At 57.6% G+C, this 26,023-nt stretch carries 23 protein-coding genes and 2 pseudogenes; 6 read left to right on the top strand and 19 right to left on the bottom strand.

Translation table 11 applies throughout. The features are described 5' to 3' along the window. The first annotated feature begins 185 nt into the window (after window positions 1-185). Complete coding sequence (locus tag FNZ07_RS13255) at window positions 186-836, top strand: hypothetical protein (protein WP_091020240.1); 651 nt, start codon at window positions 186-188, stop codon at window positions 834-836. 770 nt (window positions 837-1,606) lie between these two features. On the opposite strand, the gene FNZ07_RS13250 is transcribed toward FNZ07_RS13255, so the two are convergent. Both FNZ07_RS13250 and FNZ07_RS13245 read right to left on the bottom strand, forming a co-directional pair. After that, a complete protein-coding gene (locus FNZ07_RS13250; RefSeq protein ID WP_091020238.1) occupies window positions 1,607-2,575 on the bottom strand; it encodes a ParB/RepB/Spo0J family partition protein in 969 nt (322 codons plus the stop codon). Continuing rightward, window positions 2,572-3,780 carry a ParA family protein gene (locus FNZ07_RS13245; RefSeq protein ID WP_091020235.1) on the bottom strand — a complete coding sequence of 403 codons (1,209 nt, stop codon included), beginning with the start codon at window positions 3,778-3,780 and terminating at the stop codon, window positions 2,572-2,574. The genes FNZ07_RS13250 and FNZ07_RS13245 overlap by 4 nt, the downstream gene beginning before the upstream one ends. A 768-nt stretch (window positions 3,781-4,548) precedes the next feature. Here FNZ07_RS13245 and FNZ07_RS13240 point away from each other — a divergent pair. After that, window positions 4,549-5,946 carry a replication initiation protein gene (locus tag FNZ07_RS13240; protein ID WP_091020233.1) on the top strand — a complete coding sequence of 466 codons (1,398 nt, stop codon included), beginning with the start codon at window positions 4,549-4,551 and terminating at the stop codon, window positions 5,944-5,946. Window positions 5,947-6,000: 54 nt separating this feature from the next. Here the strand turns inward: FNZ07_RS13240 and FNZ07_RS34495 are convergent. After that, window positions 6,001-6,345 (bottom strand): annotated as a pseudogene (locus tag FNZ07_RS34495) (PRTRC system protein D); the annotation flags it as partial. A 104-nt stretch (window positions 6,346-6,449) separates the two neighbouring features. On the opposite strand from FNZ07_RS34495, the gene FNZ07_RS13230 reads away from it, so the two are divergent. Together FNZ07_RS13230 and FNZ07_RS13225 are read left to right on the top strand one after the other, a co-directional pair. Beyond that, complete coding sequence (locus tag FNZ07_RS13230; RefSeq protein ID WP_091020231.1) at window positions 6,450-6,731, top strand: hypothetical protein; 282 nt, start codon at window positions 6,450-6,452, stop codon at window positions 6,729-6,731. Between the two features lie 134 nt (window positions 6,732-6,865). Then, a complete protein-coding gene (locus FNZ07_RS13225) occupies window positions 6,866-7,084 on the top strand; it encodes a hypothetical protein (RefSeq protein ID WP_091020229.1) in 219 nt (72 codons plus the stop codon). Between the two features lie 521 nt (window positions 7,085-7,605). On the opposite strand, the gene FNZ07_RS13220 is transcribed toward FNZ07_RS13225, so the two are convergent. From FNZ07_RS13220 to FNZ07_RS13190, 8 genes are all read right to left on the bottom strand, one after another. Beyond that, window positions 7,606-8,733, bottom strand: a complete 1,128-nt coding sequence (locus FNZ07_RS13220; protein ID WP_091020686.1) for a J domain-containing protein — start codon at window positions 8,731-8,733, stop codon at window positions 7,606-7,608. A gap of 245 nt (window positions 8,734-8,978) precedes the next feature. Then, complete coding sequence (tnpC, locus tag FNZ07_RS13215) at window positions 8,979-10,589, bottom strand: IS66 family transposase (RefSeq protein ID WP_091020683.1); 1,611 nt, start codon at window positions 10,587-10,589, stop codon at window positions 8,979-8,981. A gap of 92 nt (window positions 10,590-10,681) precedes the next feature. Next, window positions 10,682-11,035 carry an IS66 family insertion sequence element accessory protein TnpB gene (gene tnpB / locus FNZ07_RS13210; RefSeq protein ID WP_170275755.1) on the bottom strand — a complete coding sequence of 118 codons (354 nt, stop codon included), beginning with the start codon at window positions 11,033-11,035 and terminating at the stop codon, window positions 10,682-10,684. Continuing rightward, the gene (gene tnpA / locus FNZ07_RS13205) at window positions 11,035-11,499 is read right to left on the bottom strand and encodes an IS66-like element accessory protein TnpA (protein WP_091020679.1); all 465 of its coding nucleotides are present in this window, start codon (window positions 11,497-11,499) and stop codon (window positions 11,035-11,037) included. The genes tnpB and tnpA overlap by 1 nt, the downstream gene beginning before the upstream one ends. Window positions 11,500-11,663: 164 nt before the next feature. Further along, complete coding sequence (locus FNZ07_RS13200) at window positions 11,664-11,912, bottom strand: hypothetical protein (RefSeq protein WP_091020510.1); 249 nt, start codon at window positions 11,910-11,912, stop codon at window positions 11,664-11,666. Between the two features lie 3 nt (window positions 11,913-11,915). Further along, window positions 11,916-12,080: a hypothetical protein gene (locus tag FNZ07_RS33625; protein WP_170275754.1), complete on the bottom strand. Its 165-nt coding sequence runs from the start codon at window positions 12,078-12,080 to the stop codon at window positions 11,916-11,918. 103 nt (window positions 12,081-12,183) lie between these two features. Continuing rightward, window positions 12,184-12,498 (bottom strand): hypothetical protein, encoded by a 315-nt coding sequence (locus tag FNZ07_RS13195; protein WP_143098191.1) that lies wholly within the window; start codon window positions 12,496-12,498, stop codon window positions 12,184-12,186. Between the two features lie 4 nt (window positions 12,499-12,502). Continuing rightward, window positions 12,503-13,513: a PRTRC system protein D gene (locus FNZ07_RS13190; protein ID WP_091020514.1), complete on the bottom strand. Its 1,011-nt coding sequence runs from the start codon at window positions 13,511-13,513 to the stop codon at window positions 12,503-12,505. A gap of 1,071 nt (window positions 13,514-14,584) precedes the next feature. On the opposite strand from FNZ07_RS13190, the pseudogene FNZ07_RS13185 reads away from it, so the two are divergent. After that, window positions 14,585-15,714: pseudogene (locus FNZ07_RS13185) on the top strand (integrase domain-containing protein). 525 nt (window positions 15,715-16,239) lie between these two features. On the opposite strand, the gene FNZ07_RS34285 reads toward FNZ07_RS13185, so the two are convergent. From FNZ07_RS34285 to FNZ07_RS13170, 4 genes are all read right to left on the bottom strand, one after another. Next, complete coding sequence (locus FNZ07_RS34285) at window positions 16,240-16,368, bottom strand: hypothetical protein (protein WP_281250587.1); 129 nt, start codon at window positions 16,366-16,368, stop codon at window positions 16,240-16,242. Window positions 16,369-16,967: 599 nt separating this feature from the next. After that, the gene (locus FNZ07_RS13180) at window positions 16,968-17,903 is read right to left on the bottom strand and encodes a tyrosine-type recombinase/integrase (RefSeq protein ID WP_170275753.1); all 936 of its coding nucleotides are present in this window, start codon (window positions 17,901-17,903) and stop codon (window positions 16,968-16,970) included. 297 nt (window positions 17,904-18,200) lie between these two features. Then, window positions 18,201-18,461, bottom strand: coding sequence for a hypothetical protein (locus tag FNZ07_RS13175; protein ID WP_091020520.1), 261 nt, complete (start codon window positions 18,459-18,461; stop codon window positions 18,201-18,203). A gap of 101 nt (window positions 18,462-18,562) precedes the next feature. Continuing rightward, entirely contained in the window at window positions 18,563-19,132 is a 570-nt protein-coding gene (locus FNZ07_RS13170; protein ID WP_091020523.1) for a hypothetical protein, read from the bottom strand. A 527-nt stretch (window positions 19,133-19,659) separates the two neighbouring features. On the opposite strand from FNZ07_RS13170, the gene FNZ07_RS13165 reads away from it, so the two are divergent. After that, a complete protein-coding gene (locus FNZ07_RS13165) occupies window positions 19,660-20,487 on the top strand; it encodes a helix-turn-helix domain-containing protein (protein WP_091020525.1) in 828 nt (275 codons plus the stop codon). Between the two features lie 20 nt (window positions 20,488-20,507). Here FNZ07_RS13165 and FNZ07_RS13160 read toward each other — a convergent pair whose 3' ends face one another. The 4 genes from FNZ07_RS13160 to FNZ07_RS13145 form a co-directional block, all read right to left on the bottom strand. Beyond that, window positions 20,508-21,893 (bottom strand): sensor histidine kinase, encoded by a 1,386-nt coding sequence (locus tag FNZ07_RS13160; protein WP_091020527.1) that lies wholly within the window; start codon window positions 21,891-21,893, stop codon window positions 20,508-20,510. After that, entirely contained in the window at window positions 21,863-22,381 is a 519-nt protein-coding gene (locus tag FNZ07_RS13155; protein ID WP_143098192.1) for a putative pterin-binding protein, read from the bottom strand. The genes FNZ07_RS13160 and FNZ07_RS13155 overlap by 31 nt, the downstream gene beginning before the upstream one ends. Continuing rightward, window positions 22,359-22,793: a GNAT family N-acetyltransferase gene (locus FNZ07_RS13150; RefSeq protein WP_091020531.1), complete on the bottom strand. Its 435-nt coding sequence runs from the start codon at window positions 22,791-22,793 to the stop codon at window positions 22,359-22,361. The genes FNZ07_RS13155 and FNZ07_RS13150 overlap by 23 nt, the downstream gene beginning before the upstream one ends. A 386-nt stretch (window positions 22,794-23,179) precedes the next feature. Further along, the gene (locus FNZ07_RS13145) at window positions 23,180-25,945 is read right to left on the bottom strand and encodes a TonB-dependent receptor (RefSeq protein WP_091020585.1); all 2,766 of its coding nucleotides are present in this window, start codon (window positions 25,943-25,945) and stop codon (window positions 23,180-23,182) included. Window positions 25,946-26,023 lie beyond the last annotated feature (78 nt).

The following is a 26,023-nucleotide window of genomic DNA, read 5'->3' as shown; positions in this document are numbered from 1 at the left end:
AGCCGTTACATCCTTTCCGCCCCTCTCTCTATAGACAAACCGGCGCGCATTCGCGCGCTCTTGGTGGGCCGAGAGCACATTCAGTATATAACCTTCCCTTTTTGCGAGCGTAGGGTGTCGATATCCGGCACGCCCCTTTCCTCGTACCATATGCGCCGATCCTTTACTCAACGACGGAAAAATCAATGAGGCGATTTGTGTTTTTTGCCGCGTGTCTCACGGTAGGTAGTATCGCGGTCGGCATCTGTGGCTGTAGCTCAAAATCCGACGCGACTAGCGATAACTTCGCAAAAGTGATCGATAGCGACCTGTTGGCCAAGAACGTGTATCTGTGCTCACCCGATCTGGCGTTTCCGGTCAAAGATGGTCAAAACCTGAGAGCGCTGTGGCCCGACACCTTCGCTGCCCTTGAGGCTCTTGAGCACGCCGGTAAGGTCAAATCGGAAATGGTGCCGGCTGCTGACAGTGGGGACGCACTGGACAAGTCTGGCCGAGTGAGGTCATGGACCCCGGTCGACGAAAGAGATCCCCTCTTCGTTCACCACATGGAGCCCAATCTGGGCGCCTCGGGCAAACATCTCGTTGGCCAATACTGCTATGGAAAGAAGCGAGTAGAGAAAGTCGTGAAATGGGAGGGGCCCGGTGAAATGGGTGGGTCGACGATCGCGATCGTGTACTACACCTACAGACTGGACAACCTGCAATCGTGGGCACTGGATCCCGCTTTGAAAGGCGAGTCTCGCCAGGTTCGCAGTCAGGTCGACGGTCAAGGCAAGACGCTCCTCACCGTTCCGTTAGTTCTGACCAGCGAAGGGTGGGAAGTGCAGGGGGGCTGACTTTCCTTTGTGCCGATGCCGCGCTCCCGCCTCATTGGCCCAGTGGGCTCAGATGTTTCTCGAAAATTGCTGCTGCGGAAATCGAGCCGTTCAAAACGGACAATGGCGTCGCGCGTGAGATAGCCGAACGCTGTGGGGCGCAGGGTCAAATTTCCGTTCGGCCCTCGCTCATTCAGAAGGCCCCAAGCAAGTGCTCCCTATACCTCTTCGGTCAAGTCCATCGTCACGAACTCCGGCAGCGACCATCCTCTTCGCCACCTATCCCTTGGCGTTATATAGGCTGGCGAGGGTCACGCAGTGAGTCATGGTTCCTTAGACATTCCATGGAACTCGCTGATCCGTGGTCTCACTTCATGTCGCCTTTTGGGGGCGTGGCGACTCAAAGTCGCACTTCAAGTCGCTTTTCTCGAAACGGGTTATCGCCATTTCCGTGCAAGATCTGGCGGTTTGGCCGCATCAATCCGTATTGGTCACTCGTTTGCGTAACCACCGACCATCCTGAAATGAGGCAATGGCCGGGCTTTGTGCAAGCAGTTCTGCGCGCAGCGGCTGACAGACTTTGGGCGAGAAGGACGACAACCATAGGGGGCAGCGAGGCGGAGTTGAATATAGCGATAGCAGTGTCCCTAATAGGGACATTTTCCCGGTCCGCTCACCTTGGTGTCGAAACCATAGGGCGCGTCTCAAGAGTGTCCCTACCAGGGACATTCTTCGCGTCGATAAAAAAACGCCCGCGCGAGGCGGGCATGACAGACTAGCTGGGACGCTTCTCAATCGTCCTCTGTGAAAAGCTTCGTGATCAGTGTCCGGATCTCCCTTTCTTTGTCCTGACTGAGCATTCCCGCTTTGATCTTCACCGTGAAACCCTGCGCATCTTTGGTTATCGACCCAGCCTGATTCTTGCCGGCAAAAATCTTTTCAATGTTCCGATCGCTGAGTACCCCGGCTTTGCCTCCGCTCTCGATCCCACGTTTGATCGCCTTTGCCAGCTTCGTTTGATCGAGTTCTCCCGCGACCACTTCCGACCACAAAGCCCTTGCGATCTCTATTGCTTGATCGTCCCGGTCTCGTAACACTGACACAACGTCCTCAGCCGCGTTAGCGCCGAGCAGACGCGGCTGACTGTCCAAGTCTCTGAGCACAAACTCCGGTAAGCCAGCGAACGCTAAATAACGGTACAGTTCCGATCGAGATATCCCCAGCGATTCAGCCATTCGCTTGCGATTGGGGAACTCTTTCTCCGTCTCACGGATAGACCGCGAGATTTCATAATCAGTAAGATCGTCCCGCACCACGTTTTCCACTAGAGCCAGCATCGCCATATCAGCATCGGAAAGTTCGGCGAGCACGACCTTGATCGTGTCCTTCCCGATCATCTTGTGGGCCCGCCAACGACGTTCGCCCGCTACGATCTGATACCCTGCTTCAGCCAAACGCACCACAATAGGTTGGATCAAGCCGGCCTCTCGAATCGACTCCGAAAGCTCGGTCAGCTTCGCCTCGTTGAAGACACGACGAGGTTGCCACGGATTCGGTACGATGTCCGCAACCGGCAATTCCGACGATGCGCCACCTTTCTCTAACTCCGCAATTCGCTTCTGCGCAGAAGCAAGGGCCGCAGCCATGCCCGGCGCGGTGCGAGGCGTTGCCGGCTTCTCCGAATGAGCCTCCAGCGGAATGTCTTTCGCCGCACGCAATTCCGCGGTCTGACTCATCATCCGTTCTCGCAGATTGCTCATGCTTCCGCCCTCCATTGCGACACGAACTGATCGTCGATCCACTTACAGTACTCCGTCAACGGTTGTTTCACACGCGCCAGAGTCTTTGCCACGCCGTCCGCACGCGAAAGATCAAAGACGGTCGAGAACGCAAGCGCTCCATTGCTCATCACAGAGCTGGCCGGGATCTCAACCGTGGAGAGCCAGTCAGCATATGCCCTTTGCGCCCAAGATCTGACCACAGGGGCCGAGGACGTTGTGGCGTAATCGACCTTCGAAAGCAGCACAGAAATGAATTCGTAGGTTTTGTCGAGTTCATGTTCAACAAAGCCTGCCGCTATCTCTGAGAACAGCGACCAGAAGGACACCGACGAAATGAAGTCGAGGCTCTCAGGGACTAACGGCATCACCATCGCGTCTGCAGCCATCAGCCCGTTGAGTGTCAGGTAGGAGAGCGACGGTGCGGTGTCCAAGATGATGTAATCGTACTGCGCGCGCAGAGGCTCAATCCCCCGACGCAAGATCGACCAGAACTCATACTTCGGATTATCCTTCTGCGCTGTCGGCAAATGAAATTCCGCGTCGTGGAGGTAGTTGTGCGCCGGGATAACGTCAAGCCCGTCCCAATAGGTGCTCTGTACCTTGGAACTCAACCCTCCCTCTAGCGTCGGCTCGTAAATGAAGGGGAGCACCGTGTCTTCCCATGTCACGTCCTTTTCTGCATAGAGACCACAAAGCTCCGACAAAGACGCTTGCGGGTCCAGGTCGATCACAAGAACTCGCCGCCCCCGAAGGCTCAAACCTTGCCCAATGCACATCGTGGTTGTCGTCTTGCACGAGCCTCCTTTGAAGTTCGCGGTAATCAACACCCGACCCCGGTGACGGCCCTGCCCTGACACAAGTGCGGTTTGATAAATGCTCGAAGCCTGCTTCACCCAGTTGCGGGCCTCTGCAAGAGTAAAAATTCGTGCGCGCCCCGTGCCATGGGCCTGACCAGGCGGCAAGTCGCCGCCTTCCTTCGTTGCCAAATAGTTAATTTTCTGGCGATCGACGCCACACATCTCGCTCAGTTCACCGATCGTGAAGACAGGTGAAGTTTTGCGTGGGCGCGGTGCTAAGATCTGGTCGCGAAGCTCGTCTGTCATGACAGACAGGCGATTGGCGAACTCTCCAAGCTCAGAGAGCTTCACGTGCCGCTCAACAGCTGGCAACTCGCTCATTTTCATTCGAAGGCTCCTTTCGGATTCAACGGTGAGGTCATTTTTCCATACTCACGGTATGTTTCTACGGTTTTGAGGCATTCCAACCACGAACCGTAGAATACTCTTCAGACCTTCGAATGACCACTCAAATGCTGCACGGATTGGTATTTCAGTGTTTACGCACAACACCCGAGACATATCAATGACTTAGCACATGGCGAAAGGCCATCAATTAGAGGTGCCTTTGAAAGGTGAGGCGAATTGTGTTGGCTTCGGCAGCACGTATGACCCTTGAGACGTTCTATTTCGCACAATTCGCCTCACCATAGAAAAGCCATCGCAGTCCTTTCCTGTCCGCCTGTCGAGCCTGATTCAACGCTGCCAACCTCGGTCAAACTCACACATAGCCGTCGGCAGGATAACTGCGCGTTCAAATTTGTCTTCTTGCTCCACTGGGTTCGTTTGTTTTTTAAGAACAAAAATCAACCACGAACAAACCAACAGCGATAGAAAACATGTTAAAAATCAACGTGTTGAACCCAAATGGTGAGGTGTGCTGTGTTGGAGGTGCTGTGAATTGAGCGTAAAAGTGAGCCGTTATCCCCGGCAAGGTGAGGAAAATGGGCGACTTTGGTGAGGCGTTTGGGCGGAAGGTGAGGGAAATTGGCGACAGGTGAGGTGAATTGTGCGACGGCTGGTTCGGAAAGGTGAGGTTCCTTGTGTTGACAGTTCACCTACTGCTAGTTATGGTACCGCCAACCGACACAAACGGATTTAACGCTCGGAGGCTGCATGGCGGAAGCAGGGCAAATGGCAACGTCGCAGCAACTGGCGTTGGCCCTCTTCGAAGACGCCGACGGCGAAGGGTTATCCGTCGACAATTCTCGTTCTGACGTTGGCTTTGCGCGCAACAACATTCTAATCCGCATCGTTGACCTCGGCGTGGCCGCGCGACGCCTGATAGACGCGGCATACTTCATAGTGGCTTCCGATGTCGCTCAGCGTGATCTCTACGACGTAGAACTGGACTACTTCAAATGGCTGATGCGGTACTCAAGCCGGAACAACACGCATCTCGAACAGGTGATCACTGAAGCCCAAAAAGCGTTGATTCAAGCGACCTCAACTACCGACGCAGGTGATGATCGTCCTTTTGGGTCCACACAGTTGATCGGTCGAATCTCGTACCAGGGTGGACGGTTCCAGTTTCGAGTGCCGCCGGATCTCATTGGGCTAATACGCGGTCCGGGCAAGTCGCACTGGTTGAGCCTACGCATAACGTCAATGTTCACGCTGTCCTATGCGCGCGTGATGTATGACCATCTGTTGCCCTTCGCAGAGGACGGCCAGACAGATTGGATCCCGCTCGACGAGCTACGGGGATGGCAGGGCGAGATGGGCGCAAACGCGCAAGTGTTCAAGTATTTCAAACGTGATTGGCTCGATCCGGCCGTGAATCAGATCAACGAGGTCTCGGACGTAAGTATCAAGTACGAGACGCGTACGATGCAGGGTTCGCGCAAAATTGGCGGCCTTCGATTTCGCATCGTTCGGAAAGACCTTGCCGAGCGAGTCCTGCACACACACGAGCATGCGCAGGCGATATACCAGACTTTGAAGCACGAGATAGGTCTTTCTACGGAACAGTTCAATCTGATCGCGAATGACCGCGAGACCTACACTGACGCTCGGCTCGAGCAGGCGATCGATCGGACGCGACTGAGTCTTAAGCTGGGCAAAATTACAAAGAGTCCGGCCGGTTTTTATATGCAAGCGCTCAAGCAAGGGTGGGTCGTCTCTGAAGCCGAGCGCGAGATGATGCAGGTTCAGCAGGGCCTCGCGCTTCGCGAGAAGCAGGAGGAGGACACCAAGGCGGCAGCGGAAACACGTATGGCGCTGCAGACGGCCGCGTTGGAGGTGAATGCCAACGAGCGTCTTCGAGGTGAAATGCGCCGTGGCTGGGAAGCATATGAAACCGCCACGCCCGAGCAGCGCGACGACTGGCGCCGCCTCTACAAGAAAACGCCCGCGGGAAAGCTAACCCTCCGAAGGCTGAACATTGATCCGATGGCAGATCTGACAGCTATCACGTTTGAACAGTACCCGGAACTGAGAGACGCGTTCGCGGGCTACGTGTTTGCGCAAACGAAGCAGACGGCGAACAAAGGCGGCGGAGAGGCCACGCGTTAGGCTGGTGTCGGCGCCCAAGATTACCCGCGGGAACGCTGCGCTAATTTCCGATGAATACAATGCGGCTCCGCCGCCGGAGAGGATGACGGATCGCACGTTCGTCAGTCGCCCGACGTTGTTCTGCATTTCCTTCACGACGCGCGCCACGAGTGGCCTCGACTGCTCCAGGTACGGTGCGAGACCGATGTTCCTGCCATAGAAGAATGGTGCTCGCTTGCGCATGGTCTTGTCGATACGTTCGATGTCGTCGACCTGTTCGCCTTCATCGCGGGCGATCAGGCCGGCGATACGCTGGTAGATTTGCGAACCGCCACCAGGTACCCCGTCGCTGCGCCTGTCGTCCATCGAGAACCCGTTAACGTCTAGCCAGTCGGTCGTGAAGTAGCCGACATCGACCACGAGGTGGGCACTGTCGCGACCGAACTCGTTTTGACGGTTGGTCGACGCCAGAATCAATGACCTCAGCGGTTGCGGAACGACCACGACTTTTTCCACCGTGCCGCATGTTCCATGCCGCGCCGAAGCACATCGCGCGCATCCTCGAAGTGATCACGGGCAAGACAGTTCAACCCGTGCACAAACATCCCAAGGGAATTCTTGTCAGGCAATGGGCCTCGTCGTTGCCGCGACTGTACGCGCTGTTGGCGTTGCTAAAAGTTTTCCGCATGGCGCTAAACGAATCCGCGAATCTCTGGATAAATTGCAAAGACGTGGGAATTTCGTTGGTCGCGAATTTGCTTCAGCAAAACGAGGTGATCGGTTCGGTCGGTGATGCGAAGCACTAGTTGTAGCTGACCGAAGACCAGCATGGCGCGGCGGCGGACAACTGGTGCAAGGTCGGCACGACAAGGCGGTCAATCGCCTGATGTGCGAGCTACCTGGGCCTACGGCAACAGCTAATGTATTCAAGGGAGAAGTAATGGTTGCAATCGTCAGCGGCAATAGTCTTGGTCTGAGCTCCTTGTCTACGCTGGGTCAACGCGGACAACTGGGCACGGCAGGGCAGGGTGGCTCGACAATTTCCACAGAATTGGAGGATGCGCAAATCGTTGATCGGCAAGGATTTTTAGAAACAAACCGCCAGATTTTGCACGATTCGGACGATTACCCCATCAACCGGATGACGGTCTTAACCTGAAAAGCTGCGCTAAAACACGGGTATTTTCCGGACCGGATCAAAGTGATCAGTAAGACCTGCGCCTGGACCCACGTTGCCCGTCAGAGCTGCATCCGTTTGCGTAGCATCCGGCAGGCGGCCAGTCATTACGTCGCGCACGCCATGACTGTCCCTGTGTCCAAAAAGCATCGAATCCCGCCCAGTTGACCCGACCCTGCCCGACACCGTGTTATCCAGCATCAATCTTTTCGACTGACCGAAAGCGCGTCGCGCCGGTTTTCCTTGCCTCGCCGAGGCATCGAAGAGCGCCAGACGTCGTGTGGAAGTCTCGTTGGGCGTTAATTTTCCGGAAAGAGGAATGCTGAAGCTGCTGTAAAAAATGTCCTGACATCGTCGACCAGGTTGCTCATGTTGTGCCTCATCGTCTATCTCACCACCATGTTCTTCTTCGTGGCGGCCTTTCCTAGATGAACTGCACCCCAAACGTTGGTAAGCGCGAATTTCGACACACTTGAGATTCTCGGCTCGAACCTCGAAGTCGCTCAGAACGGCATTTCGTCGAAGTGAAGCGTTGCGTGCTGACGTTTGACACTCTTCAGCCAGCTCTTGAGTGTCCTGATCTCTTCGAACACCAGCAGGTCTTGTTTCAGGTCGCGTACGCTTTGCTGAATTCCTGCGATGTCACCGGCGAGATTGCGTACGACGGTGTCAGGAGAGATGTCGATGAATGGTGGAATTCCATAGGCGTGCCTGAATCGCGCTTCGACATGCAGGATTTCCTGATCCAGTTCGCCGAGTTGCTCCTTCAGGATCACTTTATAGTGCTTCAGCCGGTCTTCGCTGATATTGTTGATCGCGCTCTGATCGATGTGTTCAAGTTCGAGCTGCAATTCCAGCAGTTGCAGCAGATTGTTGTTGCCATAAGCCTGGTTGGCCCGCTGCATCAGCGCGGTCTTGCGCTGGCGCTCGTGGGGATCCGGTTCACGATCGGGATGAAGGGCACTGGCAAGTTTGCGATAGACCTCGCGGATGGACTGGCTTAGCTGCTCCTGCTCCTGCTCCTGCCGCGCCTGCGCGGCGAGCTGCCTGGCCGACTTTTTCCGTTTGGCACGGCGCTCCTCTCGCGCCTGATTTTCGGCAGCTTCCCGCGCCTGTTGCTCTTCCATTTTCGCGTGCGCGCGCTGCAACAGATCTTCCGGTGAGCTCATGTCGATATCGTCGCCCAGCTCCGCACCGAGCATCGCCTCCAGCGCAGACTTCATGTCCTCAAGTTCGGCCGCCGCTTCGCTGTCGAAGTCGGATTGACTATGCCGGTTGTAAATGGCCTTCAGTTGCGCATCGTCCTGCTCTTCGATCAGATCGCCCGCCAGGCCGGTAATCAGCACCGAGATCGTGCGGCGTTCGGATTTCGTCAATCCTTTCTGGTCGAAGGCCTGCTCAAGGCAATGAACCATCTTTACCTGCAAATCCGTGCAGATCTTCTCGAGTGGAAGGAACTCGTCGGTATATTTTTTCTGGAAGACTGGCCCGACCACCTCCCACGCACCGAGATGGTGACGCCGCTTTTCAATCTGCCGGATGAGTGCGTTGAATGCCTTCTGGCCTTTCGACAGGCTGGTCTTGTTGTGGGCCGGGGCGATGCTCACGGACCTGCGGTTCGTCCTGGTCATGGGATGGTTTTCTCCGATTACTGCGCGAAGCGACGCAAGGCGATATTTTAACCAGGCTCCCGGACCTGCTCCCACTGCAGACAAACCCACACACCGTCGCGCTATTACGCGCCGACATCTGCGACGCGAGCGGCGATGATGACTTCACAGGGGTAAGCGTGGACGCACCGCGAAGTTGTCGCAACGACGACGCCCGAAGCATGCAGGGGGCACGCGCAGGGTCTTGAGCAGTGCACTTTCCTGTATCAGGGCGTGTTCGTCGAATCCTGCGGCTTCGCGTCCCGCAGGGGTTTCTGTGGGTTGAAGTTGAACGGCAAGAGATCGCTGACGTCCGCGTCGGGAGCACGCTGCGGCAATTCGGTCAGCACATGCAGCAGGTACGCGTATGGCTCGACGCCGCAGGCGCGGCACGTCAACATCAGGCTGTACACCATCGCGCTTGCTTTCGCGCCAGCAACCGTGTCAGCGAACAGCCATGCAGACCTGCCTGTACAGAATGGTCTGATGTCACGCTCGATAACATTATTGTCAACGGGGGCACGCCCGTCGCTCACGTAGCGACAGAGATACATCCACTGGTTGCGTGTGTATGAGATCGCCTTGCCCAGCAGGCTTTCTGGCAGAACCTGCGGCGCCTGTTCGTCCAGCCACTTTCTGAACGCTTCGAGTAGCGGCACGCTGTGCTGCTGGCGCAGCCGGTAAGTGTAGTCAACGCGCGTCTCGCCTTCGGGCAGATCGGCTTTGGCCAGCGCCTCGACCTGATACAGCGCCTTGAAGTATTCCAGTGCCTGCGCGGCACGGCCGCCGGGTTTCTTCATGCCCTTGAGCGCGTCGACGAAGGCCCGACGGGCGTGAGCCAGGCAGCCGAAGTGCGTCGGGCCTTCGAGCGTGCGCCAGGCGGCGTATCCGTCCGTCATCAGCAGGCCTTCATAGCCGTCGAGGAACGCTTGAGGATATTCCTGCCTCCGCCCCGGCTGGTAGTCGAACAGCACGACTGGCTGCGCACTGTCTTCGGCACTGCGGTAGACCCACATATACGATGTGCTCTGTGCGGCCTTGCCGGGCTCCTTGAGCACCTGCACCGTTGTCTCGTCGCCATGGATCAATGGCTGCGACAGCAGCGTCCTGCGCAGTGCGTCGTACAGCCGGCGGTAATGCAGCTCTGCGGGCCGGATGATCCAGTTCGCCAGCGTGCCGCGTCCGACTTCGATGTCCGCACGCGCGAGCGCGTGAGCCATCCGGTACAGCGGCGTACCATCGACGTACTTGCCTGCGGTGACGGTGGCGATCATCGCCGCACTGGCATTGCTGCCCGGTAACGGCTGCGCGGGCATCGATGCGGTGATCACCGGCGTACGCTCAGCATGGCGTTCGCAGTGACGGCACGCGTACTTGAAGCGCACGTGCTGCAGCACGGACGCTTTCACCTCGATATGCAACTGTTCGCTGACCTCTTCGCCCATGCGGTGAAGTGCGTGTGCGCAGCACGGGCAGACCTTCTGGTCTTCGGGCAGGTCGTATTCGATGCGCTGACGTGGCAGGTGCGCCGGCAGCGGTTTGCGTCCGGGCCTGTTTCGTGCCGGCCCGGGTACATCTGGCAGGCCAGTATCGGGCAGCGCGACCGTGTCATCGGCATCGCCGGCGTCATCGTCGTCCGTGGCGGCAATCTGTTCGGCTTCGTCGAAGACGCGATCCCCGAGCTTCTCGCTGCTCGGCGCGAAGCGCTTGCTCTGCGCCAGGCGGAACTGCTCCTCCAGCTGGGCAACCCGTTCGCCCAGCTGCCGGTTGCGTGTCTCGAGTTCACGGATATAGGCCTGAGCGGCCGGCGGCAATCGGGAGAAATCGTCTTCGTTCATGCTCCCAGGATAGCGAAGGACTGCGTGCGATGGGTTTACGGGAATTTGTAACCGTTCACCTGCCCGTTGTTTTACCGGGAACGCCCCGGCGTTCAACTCGCGTGGCGGTACCGCCGTGATGGATGGCGGCGCACTGCGTCGACGTCAATGCCCTCAAGGAGCCAATGTAGTTGTTCGGTCGTCAACTCGATCACCGCCTGTGGCCGGCGTGGCCAGACGAAGTGGTCCTGCTCAAGGCGCCGCAGCATCAGCCAGAAGCCGGTGCGCTCGTAGAACAGCAACTTGACCCGGTTGCGCCTGCGATTGTGGAAGGCAAACACGGCACGCGCAAACGGGTCGAGTTGCATGGACTGCTCGACCAGTGCCACCAGGCTGTTGATGCCGGCCCGGAAGTCGATCGGCTCACGATGCAGGAAGACCTTCAGGTCCGCCTCGAACCGGAACATCAGCACGCTCCCAGTGCGGCAATCATCGCGCTCACGAGAGCGGCATCGTGTCCTGAACATTCGAGCTCAAGCTTCACGCCGTTGGGCAATCTGGCCGACAGTCGCGCACCCTGCGTCGCCGGTGACGACAGGTCAGCGCGATCCAGTTCAGGCGTGGGCCGCGCAACAGGTGCCGTCGCCGGGACCGGCGCCGCGTCATCGATCGCGACGACCGGCACGAAAGCCGGGAATCCGACCGCGGAGTTGACTCTCGCGCAGGCAGTTTGCTGTTCGCGCAGCCGAACCCATTTGCGCAACTGGTTGGCGTTCACCCCAGCCTTCAGCGCGAGGCCAGACAGCGATGCACCTGGCTGCAGGCAGGCGTCGACCAGTCGCCGCTTGCCTGCCGGGTCGAAACTGCGCTTGCCGCCGACACCAACACGTGTCACCCGCAAGGGCAAAAAGGTCAGGTCATTCTCGGTCATGGATTGCGTCCGCAAATTTGGGGTTGCGGACGCAATCGTGGACCTTCTCAGGCACGGAAGCTAGGTGGGCGAAAACTCGCGCTTACAAACGTTGGACATGGATTCAACCTTTGGGGTGGTTCGGGTGTACCGCATTTTTGTTAGTGTGGCCGAGCGATCCGCATTCAGAAATTCATTCGAATCACCAACCGCGCAATGAACCACGCGACACGCAGCACGTACCAGAAGCCGGTTGCCCACACGAGTCCGACCCAGGCGATCAGCAGGAAGACCCCGGCCGTATCCGTCGACCACGGCGCAATCTTGACACCCACGATCAGCGAGCAGACAAACAGCACACACAGCAGTGCACGCTGGACCAGAAATGGCAGCGCATGGAAACGGCGGTACCACGGAAGGATAGCTTCGAGCATCGGTTACTCCTTTCGGCCTTTCAGAAACTCGAACAGCCAGTCGCCACAGTACCAACCTGCCGCGCAACATGCACCGAAGGCAAGGACCCCGATCGCGTAGTGAAGCATGACATTGATCACATCGCTCCCGGGTGTGAGCAGCGCATCAAACAACCTGTGCATTTCCATCTTTTTCTCCTGTTTCGCATTCGGGTCGGGGCGCGAGGCTCAACACCCTGGATGCTGTGATTCATCTTCGCAGGTACGCAGTAAAGTCAAGTTCCCACCGTCCTTAATCGAGAAAACCGCCCAGCTGGTCCGCGAGCGCGTCCGGGGATATGCCAAGCTCTCCGGTAGAAGCGTCCGGCACTTCGAGAATGTGGACATCGTTTGGAGTCGGGATGGTTTGACCGGAGCTGTGGCGCGGATCCAGCGCGACCATGGCCGTTCCATGCGCAGTCTGCATACGCTGCAGCAGGGTGGCTTCCGCGAGTGACCGTAGTTGCATTGCCCGGGCGCGTGGCGAACTGAATGGTGCGAGTGCAGCAAACAGCAGCGGCGATACAAGCGGATTGACGATGACGGTCATCCGGATTTTCTCGTCCATGGCTTCACCCGTTGCGGCGATCGCGGGCAACGCTTGCCTCACCCACGGCGAGGAAGCCACGTGCGTTGGCAAGACACGGTGAATCGATGACCTCAATGAGTACCCGCGGGAACGCTGCACGAATCTCCGATGCATACAGTGCGGCTCCGCCGCCGGAGAGGATGACGGATCGCACGTTCGTCAGTCGCCCGACGTTGTTCTGCATTTCTTTCACGACGCGCGCCACGAGCGGCCTTGACTGCTCCAGGTACGGTGCGAGATCGATGTTCCTGCCATAGAAGAAGAATGGCGCTCGCTCGCGCATGGCCTTGTCGATACGTTCGATGTCGTCGACCTGTTCGCCTTCATCGCGGGCGATCAGGCCGGCGATACGCTGGTAGATCTGCGATGCGCCACCAGGTACCCCGTCGCTGCGCCTGTCGTCCATCGAGAATCCGTTTGCGTATAGCCAGTCGGTCGTGAAGTAGCCGACATCGACCACGAGGTGGGCGCTGTCGCGGCCGAACTCGTTCTGGCGGTTGGCGGACGCCAGAATCAGCGACCCCAGCGGTTGCGGAACGACGACGACCTTTTCCACCGTGATGTTGCCTTGCCCGAAATCGAGGGTTCCGCAGAAGCGCTCTTTCAGCGCGGCCTCATACCGTTTCAGATTGTGCACGGGCAGGCCGAGCACGAGGCGCTCGATGCGTGTCACACCAGAGAAATGCAGGGCACCGGCCAGCAGCGCCGCGTAATTGTCCGAGAGCCCGAAATCGTCGGTGAGTGCGCGACCTGTGTTGCCGTAGGCAGCCGTCAGCGACACGTCGGGACCGACTTCGTAATCAATCCGGTCGATGGTGATGCTCACGACCTTCCGTGCGGCGAGCACATGTTCGCCGTACGTCGACAGCGCGCGGCTCGCCGCGAGTGGTGCGAGGGATGGGAACATGCCCGTGGCGATCGTGCCGCTCGCTGCTCGCCATGCGTATTTCGTGTTGCCGTAGCCGACGTCGACGGCGAAGACCGGGGTTTTCAAGTTTGATTCCTCCAGGTGTGGACCGGAAAAGGCAAAGTCACACTTCAAGTTCACCATTCAGGTTCACTGGTCAGGTGAGACGTTGCCATGCGTCGTCAGTCACATGCGAAGTGCGACTTTGACCCGGTCCAGTCTATCGACGGCATTTCGAAGTCAAGTCCTGAAAGCGGGGCACTTAAGGCGAGCTTTTGGTGCTTTCACACTGGCGCGAGTGACTATTCTGGATAGACCTACCGCGTCACAGACGCATCGAACCGAGGGCCCATGGCCCTTCGTCCCTTCTGATTCTGGCCCACTGCGGCCACATTTCATGAAACTGATCGCGCCACACGCTGACGCGGTCTTTTTTTCAATCAGATCAAGTCCACACCGATCCAGACTGAGGATGGTGGACAGTGCGACATCCATACGATTGGCGGGTGTCCGCCGCTATGTTTGCTAATGAGAGGGTGTGGAGACCGGACAACCGGACACTCCGCGCAGCCTCAACGGCAATGGACGCGTTCCTTCAGCACACGACGCTGGGTGCGCTCGCGAAGCCCGATACACCGCGGCTGAGTCGAGCGTGCTTTGGAACGGGGGAGTGGATGCGGACCGGCATAGACCGGCTTCCGCGGCTCCCTGAACGGAAGAGATAACGGTAGGCGCAGCCGTAACCACAAATGCGCAACAGAAATTACCCGGCAGGTCCATACCGCACGTCATGCGACGCGCGGCGACGACGCGAGAGCGTCGGGCCGGCGAGGGTAGCCGCGAAACTGCGGTGGTAGCAGTCGATGCCAGTGGGGCCGCGCGAAGCGCCCTGCGACGGGATCGATTACGCAGTGGGCAGGACAGTCGGAGCGCACATCTTCCGTGTGCCGGGCTGATCAGATTGAATCGCTAAAGGCAGGAAGTCAGGACCCCACGCCGGGGGTAACCGGCGATGTCGCCTGGTAAGCGGCGTGAAGCAGTACAGAAGGGGTCCATGTGGTGGACCACGCGGAGCGCGCCAGGTAGGGGCGTGCGCCAGCGACGGACCGGGCTGTCGATCCCGGTGATACAGGACATGGAAACGAAGGGTAACGGACGATGGCGATGGTATTGAACGTAAGGGAACTGGTACGCGGATACGGGTTACCCCCGGCATTGACCGATGCGTTGCTCCGCATCTTTGACAGGCACGTGCAGGAGATACACAGCCGGACTCGGCTTAGTGTGAAGTCGCTGTCTGCGCTGACGCAGGAACGACGGACCGGAGCGCTCTGCAAGGCATTTGTCGAATTGCGGCGTGGCGGATTCGAGATCCAGTCTCCGTGGTCTCTCAAGGAGAAGCATGTGAGATGGCTGGTGCAGCATTGGGTGTCGCTCGGTCAGGGAGGAGGCACGATCGAGAACAAGCTGACTTACCTTCGCGCGCTAGCGTCATGGATAGGGAAGAAGGATCTCGTCGGCACACTGGCCGACTACGTTGACCGGAAAGAGAAAGGACTTGTACGCTCGTATGTGGCGATCGAGGACAAGTCGTGGATCGGTCACGGCATCACGGCCGCACAGAAGATTGAAGAGATCGGCCAGACGTGTCCCTATGTTGCGGTTCAGCTCAAACTGCAGGCAGCATTCGGTCTGCGCGTGCTGGAAAGCTTCATGCTGCGTCCGCTCGAGGCGGCGCGCAATCCGCAGACACTGGGCATTGACCGCGGCACAAAGGGCGGCCGCCCGCGGGAGGTGCCGATCCAGGAGCGCATCAATGTGCTGGAGGAAGCTGCGCGACTGAGCAACGGGGTGACGGGCTCGACAGTACCGGCAGACCGCACGCTGAAACAATGGCGGGACTGGTACTACTACGTGCTGGAAAAGCACGGCGTGACGAAGTCGGGACTCGGTTTCACGAGCCACGGACTGCGGCATCAGTGGGCACATGAACTGTACGAGACCGTTACCGGAACGCCCGCACCGATCAAGCGATCTGATCTTGTACCCGATGCCGCGTTGCATGAGGAAGCGCAACGTCGCGTCGCGGAGGCGATGGGTCACAGTCGCATCACCAAGGCGAATGCGTACCTCTCCACATTAAAAATACAACAGCGCCTTACGCGGCCCCCGCGCCCTCGCGCGACGACGTTACCCAGGCGCTCGATAGAGCTTCCGGCAACAAGACACACGCAGCGGCCGCGCTTGGAATTTCACGGCCTGCGCTGTACCGCATCCTCGCACGCTGAGGAAGCCCATCCACGCGATATGGCTCCGGGATCGACAGGTGTCGTCCCGGCGCTCGATAGACCGATGGGTAATCGTGTTGCAGGGAAGATCCATGCGTCCAGTGAAATGAGCGGTGAATCGGTGAATTGCTCACGATACCGGGCACTGTGCGGGGTAACGTTTGGGCACGATAAAGTCTCTCCCATGTTCCAGGCAGCGCCGGGAATGGAGTCCCTTCAAGCCGGTCCAGTGTTAAATGCGGCGCGCACTGCTAGCGCATCGTCTGCGCGCCCTGGTGACCGGCCTATCGCCGGTGAACGCCAACCGACAGTTGTTCAAAGTAGTGAACAGGACGCATTGCGAGATATTTTCGGGCAGACCGTAGTCGCCCAGGGGATACAGCAGCATCAAACTCAAGGAGTCGGGCACATCGAGTTCCCATGTCCTGGCGAACCCGTTGCTGCTAGGTGACGCGTGACCAGTGCGATAAGCGTGGCGGGCCGTGCCGGTCCTCGTCTTCGTTACCGCGAGAGCGCAACCGTGATTCACTCGGGTTCGAGGTCCGTACCGGCGAGTGGGAGTTCCGGTTGACACACGATGTAGCGAAGCGTCATATCCGTGAGATCAAGGGGCGTTGTCATCTGCGCGACGGACAGATCGCGAAATGTATTCATTTCTGCCCCAGAAACAAAAAAGCTGCTCCCGAAGGTGCAGCTTGCAGTGGTAACGGGGCAATGCTTCACCCGAAGAAGAGGCTAGCGGCGGCGAGTGCCGCGCTCGCGGTCCGCCTTGCGACCGTTGTGATCCATGACCAGCGCAAGAGCACACAGCACGACTGTCACGCCGAGTGCAAAAAAGCTCCAACCCATGCTCGCTCCCCGTCCATAGAAATAACCCCTATGCCAAACGATAGCATGAACCCGAGGACCAGGTCCGCCTCGCCTAGATCGTTCACCCACGACCACTGTCGCGGCCGAAAGGATAAGGCCAGCGAGGCGGGGTCCCATTAACCGGTTCAAGATCTGATCGTGTGCGAACACGTTCGCGACCGGATTGACGCTGTGAGGGGGCATCGTGCACAACGTGAAAGACAACGACGCGTGCTGGCGGGTCGCCGAGTGCGACCGTGAAGCGCGACGGCCGGCTCTCCCGTTTCGCACTGGTAGATGAGTTCGTTAAAGACAGTCTTGTAGGTCATTGCTTTGCTCCGTTCACTCCGGGTATGCCGCCCCCGACGGGACGACTCTTCCAGACTAAGGAGGCAGTTGCGAAGTCAAGGCAGCGCGACCACCGACGTGGTTCGCGCGGAAGGCAATGTCGCTCTGATCCTCGTGACCGTACGTGGGCTGACCAGGCCGAGGAGGGATGCAACATCGGCATCGCTGCGGCCACCGAGCATCTGGCGCCGTGCGTAAGTGTTGCGCAGGGTTCGCGGGTTGCCTCCAGAATGATCGATTCCTGTCAGCGCAAAAACACGTGCGAGCATGCGCCCAAGATACATATCGGTTAGCTGGCCACCGCGAGGCGACGGGAAAAGCAGGACATCGTTGCCGCCATCGGTGTGGACGTTTAGCCAGGCTGCAAGCGCTGGCACACCGAAGTCGGCAACGGGCACGCGTCGGGCGGGACGCGCACCGTGCCGGGTCACGTCGAAATGTGACCGTACACGGTCGACAACGACGTCGGGGCGGCGGGCAGACCTGAGTTCAGCCGGCGCTACGCCAGTGGCCAGTAGAAGCGCCGTGATCGCACGCTCGCGCTGCTGCGTGAAGGAGTCGGCAGTGCTGGGTCGAACGAAGGCCTCGAGGCGCAGGGCATCCGGTTCATCCAGAAACGAAAGCCGGGGGTCGTCCTCAGGCCATGAAACGGCGTAGGCAAGCTCCGCCGCCGGATTGTGTTCGCGCAAACCGAGCTCGATCAAGTGTCGGCAAACCCGCTCGATCAGTCTGAGATACCGAGCCTGTGTCGCGGAACCGGACGCGCAGCGGTTCTCCACTTCAGCAAAGAAATAGTCGAGATGTGCGGCTCCGAAGGTCGCGAGCGTTACACGATGGTGTATCAGGTGTCGGAAGAATCGTTCAAACATCGCCCTGTGCTGCACGATGGAGCGAGGCGAAAACGGCTTCCCGTCGACGCCGGCGGCCTCGTTCTGCTGCCACCGGGTATATGCCTGTAGCGGGTCATTGACCCAGACGGTTAGAGCATCCATACCTAAGTTATATACTGAATACGCAGACCCCACCAACGAAGCGAATCTCCGATTCGCCAACCGGTTTACAGGGCGAAGAGGTCGTCCCAAGTCCTCGATCTGAAGCCTCCAATATTGCATGAAGACAGACGCAGCGTCCCCGTCCACGACCCGTGTCGCGCAAGCAATCATCGGGTTCATCGCCCGGCCGAATTTCTCAACGGGAAAGCCTGTCGGGCAAACATGCACGACGGTCGTTTCAGTCGTCGTAACCCGCTCGCGCGTCGGCAACGTAAGCCCACTGGCTTGCCTCGACGGCTATCGCTTTTTCAGCGGGACGACCGGGGGCTTCGTTAGCTCGAGCAGTTCGAGTGCTTCCGACAACACCGCGTCTTCCCCAGGTGTCAGTGCACTTCGGGAGCGGGCGAGTATGTCGAGAAGCGATGTGAGCACCGCCCGCATGCGCATTTGTGTCGCGTGTGTCGAGTCGACGGTGTCGGCGAGTTCGTGCAGCCCGCGCAACGCGTTGGCCCGGCCGGTCTGCGTACCACCCTCTATCGTCGCGAGCAGGATTGGCATGAGCGTCCTCCATCGCGGGGTCAAGTCTATGAACTCTATCGGCCGTGCGCCGGCGGCCGTGCGCTTGCGGCGTGGTATCGCAATCTGCGTGTAGTCCGGACTCACAGTTGCCTCACCCGGTCAACGCCTGTGTGCGAAATTAGCGCCCCTGACGAGACACCTCCGGCCGAAAGCCCGGGAGGCAGGCTGCAGGTGCCGCCCGGCGCATGGCCACGGCCCGGCAATGAGGTGTCGATATTGGCGGCTACACGATATCTGCGTCGTACCTTTGCGATATCGTCGCCGTCTACCGGCCATGACTGAAGTACGCGGATACGCTCTGATCTGCATCCGTCCAGTTTCGCAGGCTGACTCCCGAACTCCGGATTCACCAGTTGGGCCTTCACCAGCTGCGCCGAGAGGCTTTCGCATATCGCTCGGCCTTCGTGAGCGATTGTTAGGGGAGGTGACAGCTCCACTTCGCCCGCGCGGGAAGTACTCGCGCCGTAGACGATCAGGCAGGCGGAAACGGCCAGAATGGCCAATACCACGGCGCCGCCTGCAATTGCGTCGGGCAAAAGGCTGAGCGCGCAGGCGACGATGGATGCAGCTGCGAAGCAGCTCACAAGCGTCGCTCCCAGGTAAATGGTGGCCGCGCGATATCGCCGCTGACTAGGCTGATAGTTCTTCATTCATCGACCTCACGCCGGAACCCGACGCCCGTCATCACCGGACGCGCCCCGGTTGACGCTTATAACGTAGCCAAGCGACATTGCTTCAGCACCATCGAGAAATTTCCTGACGGTTGGTGTTGCTAGATGCTGTGAGGTGCAGGTAACCACAGTCGATGCCTCGCTCGATCCCAATCTCGTTAGTCTCAAAAAGAAGACCTATAACAGACCACAAACAGACTTTAATTAGACAATGCGTACCCTATGGATCGCGCCAGGTCTTGTCAAGTGCGGGAGACAGCGAATTCTGCTTTCGGGTCGAAGATTTTCGTTGTACATTTGCAACGTTCGAGACCGCGCTGAAAGCTTGCTCCGCGCTGGTAGGCGCAGAAATGATGCGCACTGGATGATTGGATATAAGCCGTGAGTGTGCGAATAGACTCAAAATATTTTTCAGGATGATCACTGAAAGCCAGACGTATTCGCTCCATCATCCACGATCCGCATAGAGGGATCAGAATCTATGCAAACTGGATTACAATTCATTTATGGATAATTCCGAGCAATACGCGCAGAAAATTAGAGAGATCCTGAATAATCGGGATATCCCGACCCGACAACAGAATAAATTTCTCGCAGAGCTGCTGGACCTGCACTACACCTCTGTTCAGAAAAAAATGAACGGCCAGAAGGCGTGGACCCGTGAGCAATTACAAGCTATCGCGCGCCATTTTCATGTACCTTTAAGTACCTTGATTGATTATGGTGGCAAAGAGAAATGGAACGCCATTCTCAGATTCAATGATCGAACGCAACGATGCAATATCGTTCGGGGGGATGTGACGCCAACACCCCAGCACGAGAATTTCGTCGCCGTCCAGAGAGGAGACGCATGGATCGTAGTGCCGGGAAACACTATTTCAGAGCATGTCGAGTGCTACACGATCCGGAATATTGAGATTCTCCCGCCCCCGCGCATTGCCGTCCTGGACGACGAACATGAGATAACAAAGAGCATCTCCACCAGTTTCAAGGCGCTGGGACTCGATGTCGAGGAATACAATTCTCTCGATGCATTCATCAACGACGCAGAGAAATCGACATTTGACGGTTACATAATGGACTGGGTTCTTTCGAGAACCACTACCGCAGAGGCGGCAGTCAGGCATGTGCGGGAGGTCTCGGAGAATTTCGCTCCCATTGTCATCCTGACCGGGGAGATCGAGACGCATGTAATCGACGAGTCGGACCTGGCCCGGATTGTCGAGCTTTACGAGGTTGTTGTGCTCGAGAAACCAATGCGACCAAAGATACTGGCAACGACCTTCTTTTCGCTATTTCTCAGCCACGACGTCAAACCGGGGGCTCACTCCTGACAGGGTGAGTTGCTAGACATTCACGCAACCGGGATTCTGACAGTAACTTCCGTCCCTTCGTGAATTTTACTGCTCACCCGGATATCCCCGCCCATGATGTCCACGAGAAACTTCACCATGGCCAGTCCAAGGCCGACTCCGCCGATCCCGCCGGTGCGCTCGGCCCTGAAGAATGGATCGAAGATTTTCTCCTGTTCTGCGGCCGTCATCCCAATTCCAGTATCGGTGACCCTGATCTGCAGGCAGCGTTCGTGTGATCGGGGCATCACCACAGAGGCCGAAACAGCAACGTTTCCGTGTGTAGTAAATTTAACGGCATTCCCGATGATATTCTCGAGAATCTGTTGAAGCCCTTGTTTATCTACCGTGAAATCCTGATTCTGGATCTCTGCGTCAGCCAGGATGCTGATCCCCTTTTCGTCGGCCACTGCTCTCAGGCTCTCGACAACGAACAGGACCATCTCGTGGACATCAACGCTCTCCCGTATTAGTGTTACCTTCCCAGCTTCCAGTCTCGAATACTGATTGAAGGTTGTCATTCTTGCCTGAATGGTTTCAACGCAACGGTCGATGGCCTTGACCTCGGTCTCTATGCTCTGACCAGACGCCAGGTCCGGTCTATCGTTGACCTTTTCCAGAAGATTATCGGCATGGCCAACTAACGACTGCAGGGGAGATCTCAATTCATGATTGAACAGGGCAACAAAGAGGCTCTTTCGCTGAATGGCATCTTCTTTTTCTTTATATGTCCTTCGATACTTCAGGCCAAGCATCATGAAAAATCCACCCCAGATCATCGTTGCAGCAGACCAGGCTATACATGTATAAATGAACAGGCGCCGCTGGTTCTGGGTCGTCTCCATTATCAGCGCGTAATGCCGGATCTGGTCGGGGTAAAGATCATTATTCAGATGAACCAACGTCTTTCTGAAATTCTCTAGCTCATCGATGACCCTCTCGCGTCCAGATATATCGCCTTGCAGTTCTGTCAGATGCATGGCGATGACGTTAAACCTGTCTCCGGTCGCCAGCATTCGCTGATAAGTGACCGGGTCTGCGGCGAGTACGTCCCCCAGTCTTGTTCCCGTTCGAAAAACGTCAAACCTTGAGCGGACGACACTCGCGGTCACCTTGAGATCGGCGAGTGCGTGCGGGTCAGGCAGGCGAACGACATCTATCATCAGTCGTTCCGTAGGGATCTGTATGCGCTCGATCGCCGAATAACTATCAAGCGATGGAGCAAGATCCTTCATGAGGCTTTCGCCTGCCGACATGAAATCAAACGCAACATACGAGATGATTGCGATAAAAACAAGCGAAGAGAGCCAGTAAATGGCCTTGTACAGAGAATAGTTATCTCTGGTCGCGCCGCGACTCATTTGACTACTATCTTTGATATCTGCCATATGAATTTTGCGTCGACGTCAGGGCCACCAAGTTCCTTGGGATGCTGATCTCTGGGGTAGATCAGGGCGAGCGGGCCGAGATTCTCTATGCCCATACGAACTCCGTTTCGCATATATGCGAAAACGAGATCGTACTTCGATATATCCGAGACAGGTATCGTATATTCGTAATCATCGAGACAGGATATGTCCAGAAATTTTCCAGTCGCGCCAATTTTTGTCAGTAAATCTCTGGCACTGAACCCGGTGAAAGTCTCAGTCTTCGTCCAGTTTGTGGACGTTCTGATAGTCGCCTGCTTGATAACAGGGATATCCTTTTCGGTTAAGTCGTAGACCTTTCTCTGAGGATCTGTGAAATTCGATATTTTCCCGGAGATCTCGACCGTGAAATCCTCAGCCCTTGCGTTATTGCCAGTCAGCGCGACCAGCGTGACAAGCACCAGGCCAACGAGCCACTGGCCCCGGTTACAGTTGACGGACATAGACATTTTGTATCCCGAACTCACCCATACCGGTTTTCTCCCAGCCGCGATTTTTGTAAAAACCCTCTGCGACTGACCCCGGATCAGTCTCCAGTGTGATCAATCGGCCCCCCTTTTCTTTTAGCCACTTCAGTGCCAGTTCAAGCAGGGCACCGCCTACACCTTTCCCCTGATGCTCCGGGACGACAAATAACGCGGCCAGATAGGGCTCTGGAATGAAAAGCGGCATGCAAAACCCAACCTCCCTTCCGTCAGCGACACACATCCAGCCGCCGCCTTGCCTTATATCTTCCAGAGCGTGGTCCCGCTGGAGATATTTCACCTGATGGCCGTGAATCAGATTTTGCGTGACGGAGAACCTGATTTCGTATGTCGCTCTCAGATCATTTTCCGTTAATGGTCGGTATGAATACACCATGATTCCTTTAGCCGTCTGAAATTATTGCCGATCCAACCGAGAGCGCTTTGGAAGGGCGGTGACCATGTTTCACCAGGCCACGTCTTACCTTTCGTGCGATCTGTCACAGCATCGGACGGCAAAAGTTGCGTGATCGGTCTGGTTCGACCCGGCCACCGTAGAGCATTGACTCAGTCCGGGCGATCGCCAGCGCACGGGATGGTTGCCTACAGACATCCGGGCGTCGCTCGCAATCGAAACGATACCTCGCAAGACCTATCTATCCTACATCGCAGACTGACCGTAGGCTACCTTGTGCCCGGTTTCGGGCTCAAATTCTCTGGCTTCCTGATTTCCGGAGAAACGCGAGGGCCGCCATGCCTCTGCGCCACGACGTGAGGTGGCGATCAGAACTTGTACGTCGCACCAATCTGGGCGAAGCGGCCGACATACGAGTACAGCGAAGTGTCATAACCCTGCTGCCAGAAAGGGCCGTCCTGACCTACTGCGTCGAACGGTGGCGCGCGATTGAAGATGTTGTTCATGCCGCCGTAGATGGTCCAATGCCTGAATCCGGTGTAGGTCACCATCAGGTTGAACTGGCTATAGGACCCCACGCTGCCGGCCTGAGGGGTCGGCGTCGGGATGAAGGTAAAAGTCTGCGTGTACGGTCCCGTGTACTGCCACGAGAGCGCCGCATTCCAGGCGTGCCAGGCCCAGCTCAAGGTTGTATTGCCCTTCCAGCGTGGGAAGCTGCCGCCGAACGGCTCGTTGAATGAAAGGTTGTTGCCAGCCGAGTTCACGGTCTGGCCACCCAGCTGGAACTTGAACGTGTCTACATAGGCCCAGTCGCCCGACAACGTGAACGTACCAACCGCAGTCGGCAACGACTCGCGAAAGGTGGTCTCAAAGCCGCTCGTATCGAGGTCACCGAGGTTCTGGTACTGGAAGGTCTCGTATTCGGGAATGGTCGAGCCCGGGTAGTTCACCGTAGACGATGGCTGGTCTATGCCGATCGCGTTGCTCACGTGAATCCGGTACCAGTCAACACCGACCTCAGTAGTGGGGACCGGCGACAACTCAAAACCAATGTTGTAGTTCTTCGTGCGCTCAGGGTGCAGGTTCGGGTTGCCTGATGTAAGCGATGTGACCGCGCCTGACTGATTGATCACAAGTGCCATGTTCTGTGACGTACTGTCTTCGACGAACGTCGGCGCGCGGAAGCCGCGATCGTAGGACGCGTAGGCAGTCAACTCCTTGACCGGTTGCCAGCGCAGCGCGAACCGAGGCGAGAATGCGCCACCGACATCGCTGTAGTGATCATAGCGGCCAGACTGACTGAAGGTCAGGGTTCTGATGATCGGAATGTCGAGCTGGTAGTACGCTGCAGCTACGTTACGCTGTCCGGACACCTCTTCCTCGTACGGGGTGAGGACAAGGCCGCTCGCGGATGCAGCGCCCTGCGCCAGGGACTCGCTCTGGTGGAAGAACTCGGCGCCAAGACCGAAGCCGACATCACCGGTCGGCAAGTGCAACAGAGTAGGGGTTGAAATTGTCGCATCGAGCGTATCAAGCTTCGAGACGCCGATGTTATTCGCGTTCATGTACAGACCGTTGAGCCCGTTTGGCGTAGCAGACGGGTTCGCGAAGTCATAGGTGCCGTTCTGGTAGATGTTGTTCAGCGCGCTGACGTTCAGCTGGTTCGAGTACGTGTTGGAAACGTCGCTTTGCGAGTGGGTGTAGGTGGTTGCCCAATTCCACTCGCCATCCGGCAGCGTAACGGAACCCTTGAGGCCGGTGGCGGCCCGCCAGTAATTGGCGTCGGTTGTTTCCGCGACGGCCCTCGGGAACGTGTAGATGAGCGGAGTCGCGACGCCGTACGGGTTGTACGGGTTGCTTGCCGGCACGATGTTGTTGAACAGGGAGAACTGCTTCGTTGCAGGGTTGTACACCAAAGAGGAATTAGTCCCTCCGACGGTGTTATTCGAGACTCCGCTGCCCTGGACGCTCGTATTGTTGCTCTCCCAGAGATCTGCAAACGCAGTGGTGGTTTCATTGATCCTGAACTGCGCATCTACCTTCGCGCTAAGACGTTGGCTCCATGGCTCTATGGAAAAGCCATTGCCGGTATAGAGCCCACAGACCGTGCCGTTTGTCTGGCCGTAAAAAACGGAGGTGAAATTAGAGCTAGCCGGCTTGACCGAGCTGCCATACGGACACGATCCCAGCGCCTGAGGGTTTCCGGTCAGGGGATTGGTCCAGTATGAAGGCGCCAGCAACGACATGCCGCCGGGCCGGTTCGTAAAGTCCATGGGTGACGTCGAATCGCGATCCGCCAGCGTCGAACCATTGTCTCTCGCGAAGCTCGCCGATGCCGTGACGTTGTAGCCGTCGGAAGTGAGATTGCCGAACCCGCCTAGCGCGCTGAACTTTGCCGTTCCATTGCCGCCGCGGCCATCGATGGAGCCACCATAGCTACTGTCGAGCTGCAGGCCCTGGAAGTCATGCTTCGTGATGATGTTGACCACGCCCGCGATTGCGTCTGAGCCGTACTGTGAAACGGCACCGGTTTTCACGATGTCGATGCGGCTGATCGCACTGAGCGGAAGTGTGTTCAGGTCAAAAAACGCATCGACGCCGTTCGAGAAGAACGCAAACGGAGCGACCCGCTGGCCGTCAATCAGGACCAGCGTATATTTTTCGCTCAGGCCACGCAGCGCGATCCCCGATGCGCCCGCCGCAAAATTGTTGTTTGTGGCTTCACTCCAGCTGTCGGCTGAGTTGGCAGTCGTGCTGCGCAGAAATGCAGAGACGCTATTGGCCCCGCTGTCACGGATGTCCTTCGCCGTGACCGTCTGGACCTGGTTGAAACCAATCCTGTCGGAACTGCGAATAAGCGAACCGGTAACCTCGACCCGCTTCAGCGTGGCTAAGGGACTCTCTGTTGAACCGCCCGTCGTAGAGGACGTAGCAGAAGGAGATGCAATGCGCGACGCCGAGGTTGCTGCCGCATCCAGCGCGGCGGTCGTTCCCGCCGGTGTCGCATTGTCGACGTTTACCTGAGTGCCTTGCGCGAGCGCATATGGGTTGAACAATGCGCCGAACGCAGCTGACAACACGATCCCAGCCCAAGGCAATGTTCTGATGGCGGGCGCCAGAATCTTTGATTTCACGATTTCCATTTACTCGTGTATGCAAGGCTGATGAATGTGTGGAGCGTTGCGGTCGCTGGCCAGCTGACCGGTATCGCA

The sequence above is a fragment of the Paraburkholderia megapolitana genome (assembly GCF_007556815.1).
Lineage (GTDB): Bacteria > Pseudomonadota > Gammaproteobacteria > Burkholderiales > Burkholderiaceae > Paraburkholderia > Paraburkholderia megapolitana.
Note: the sequence above shows the minus strand (reverse complement) of the source record. Positions and strands in the feature narration are given on the sequence as shown.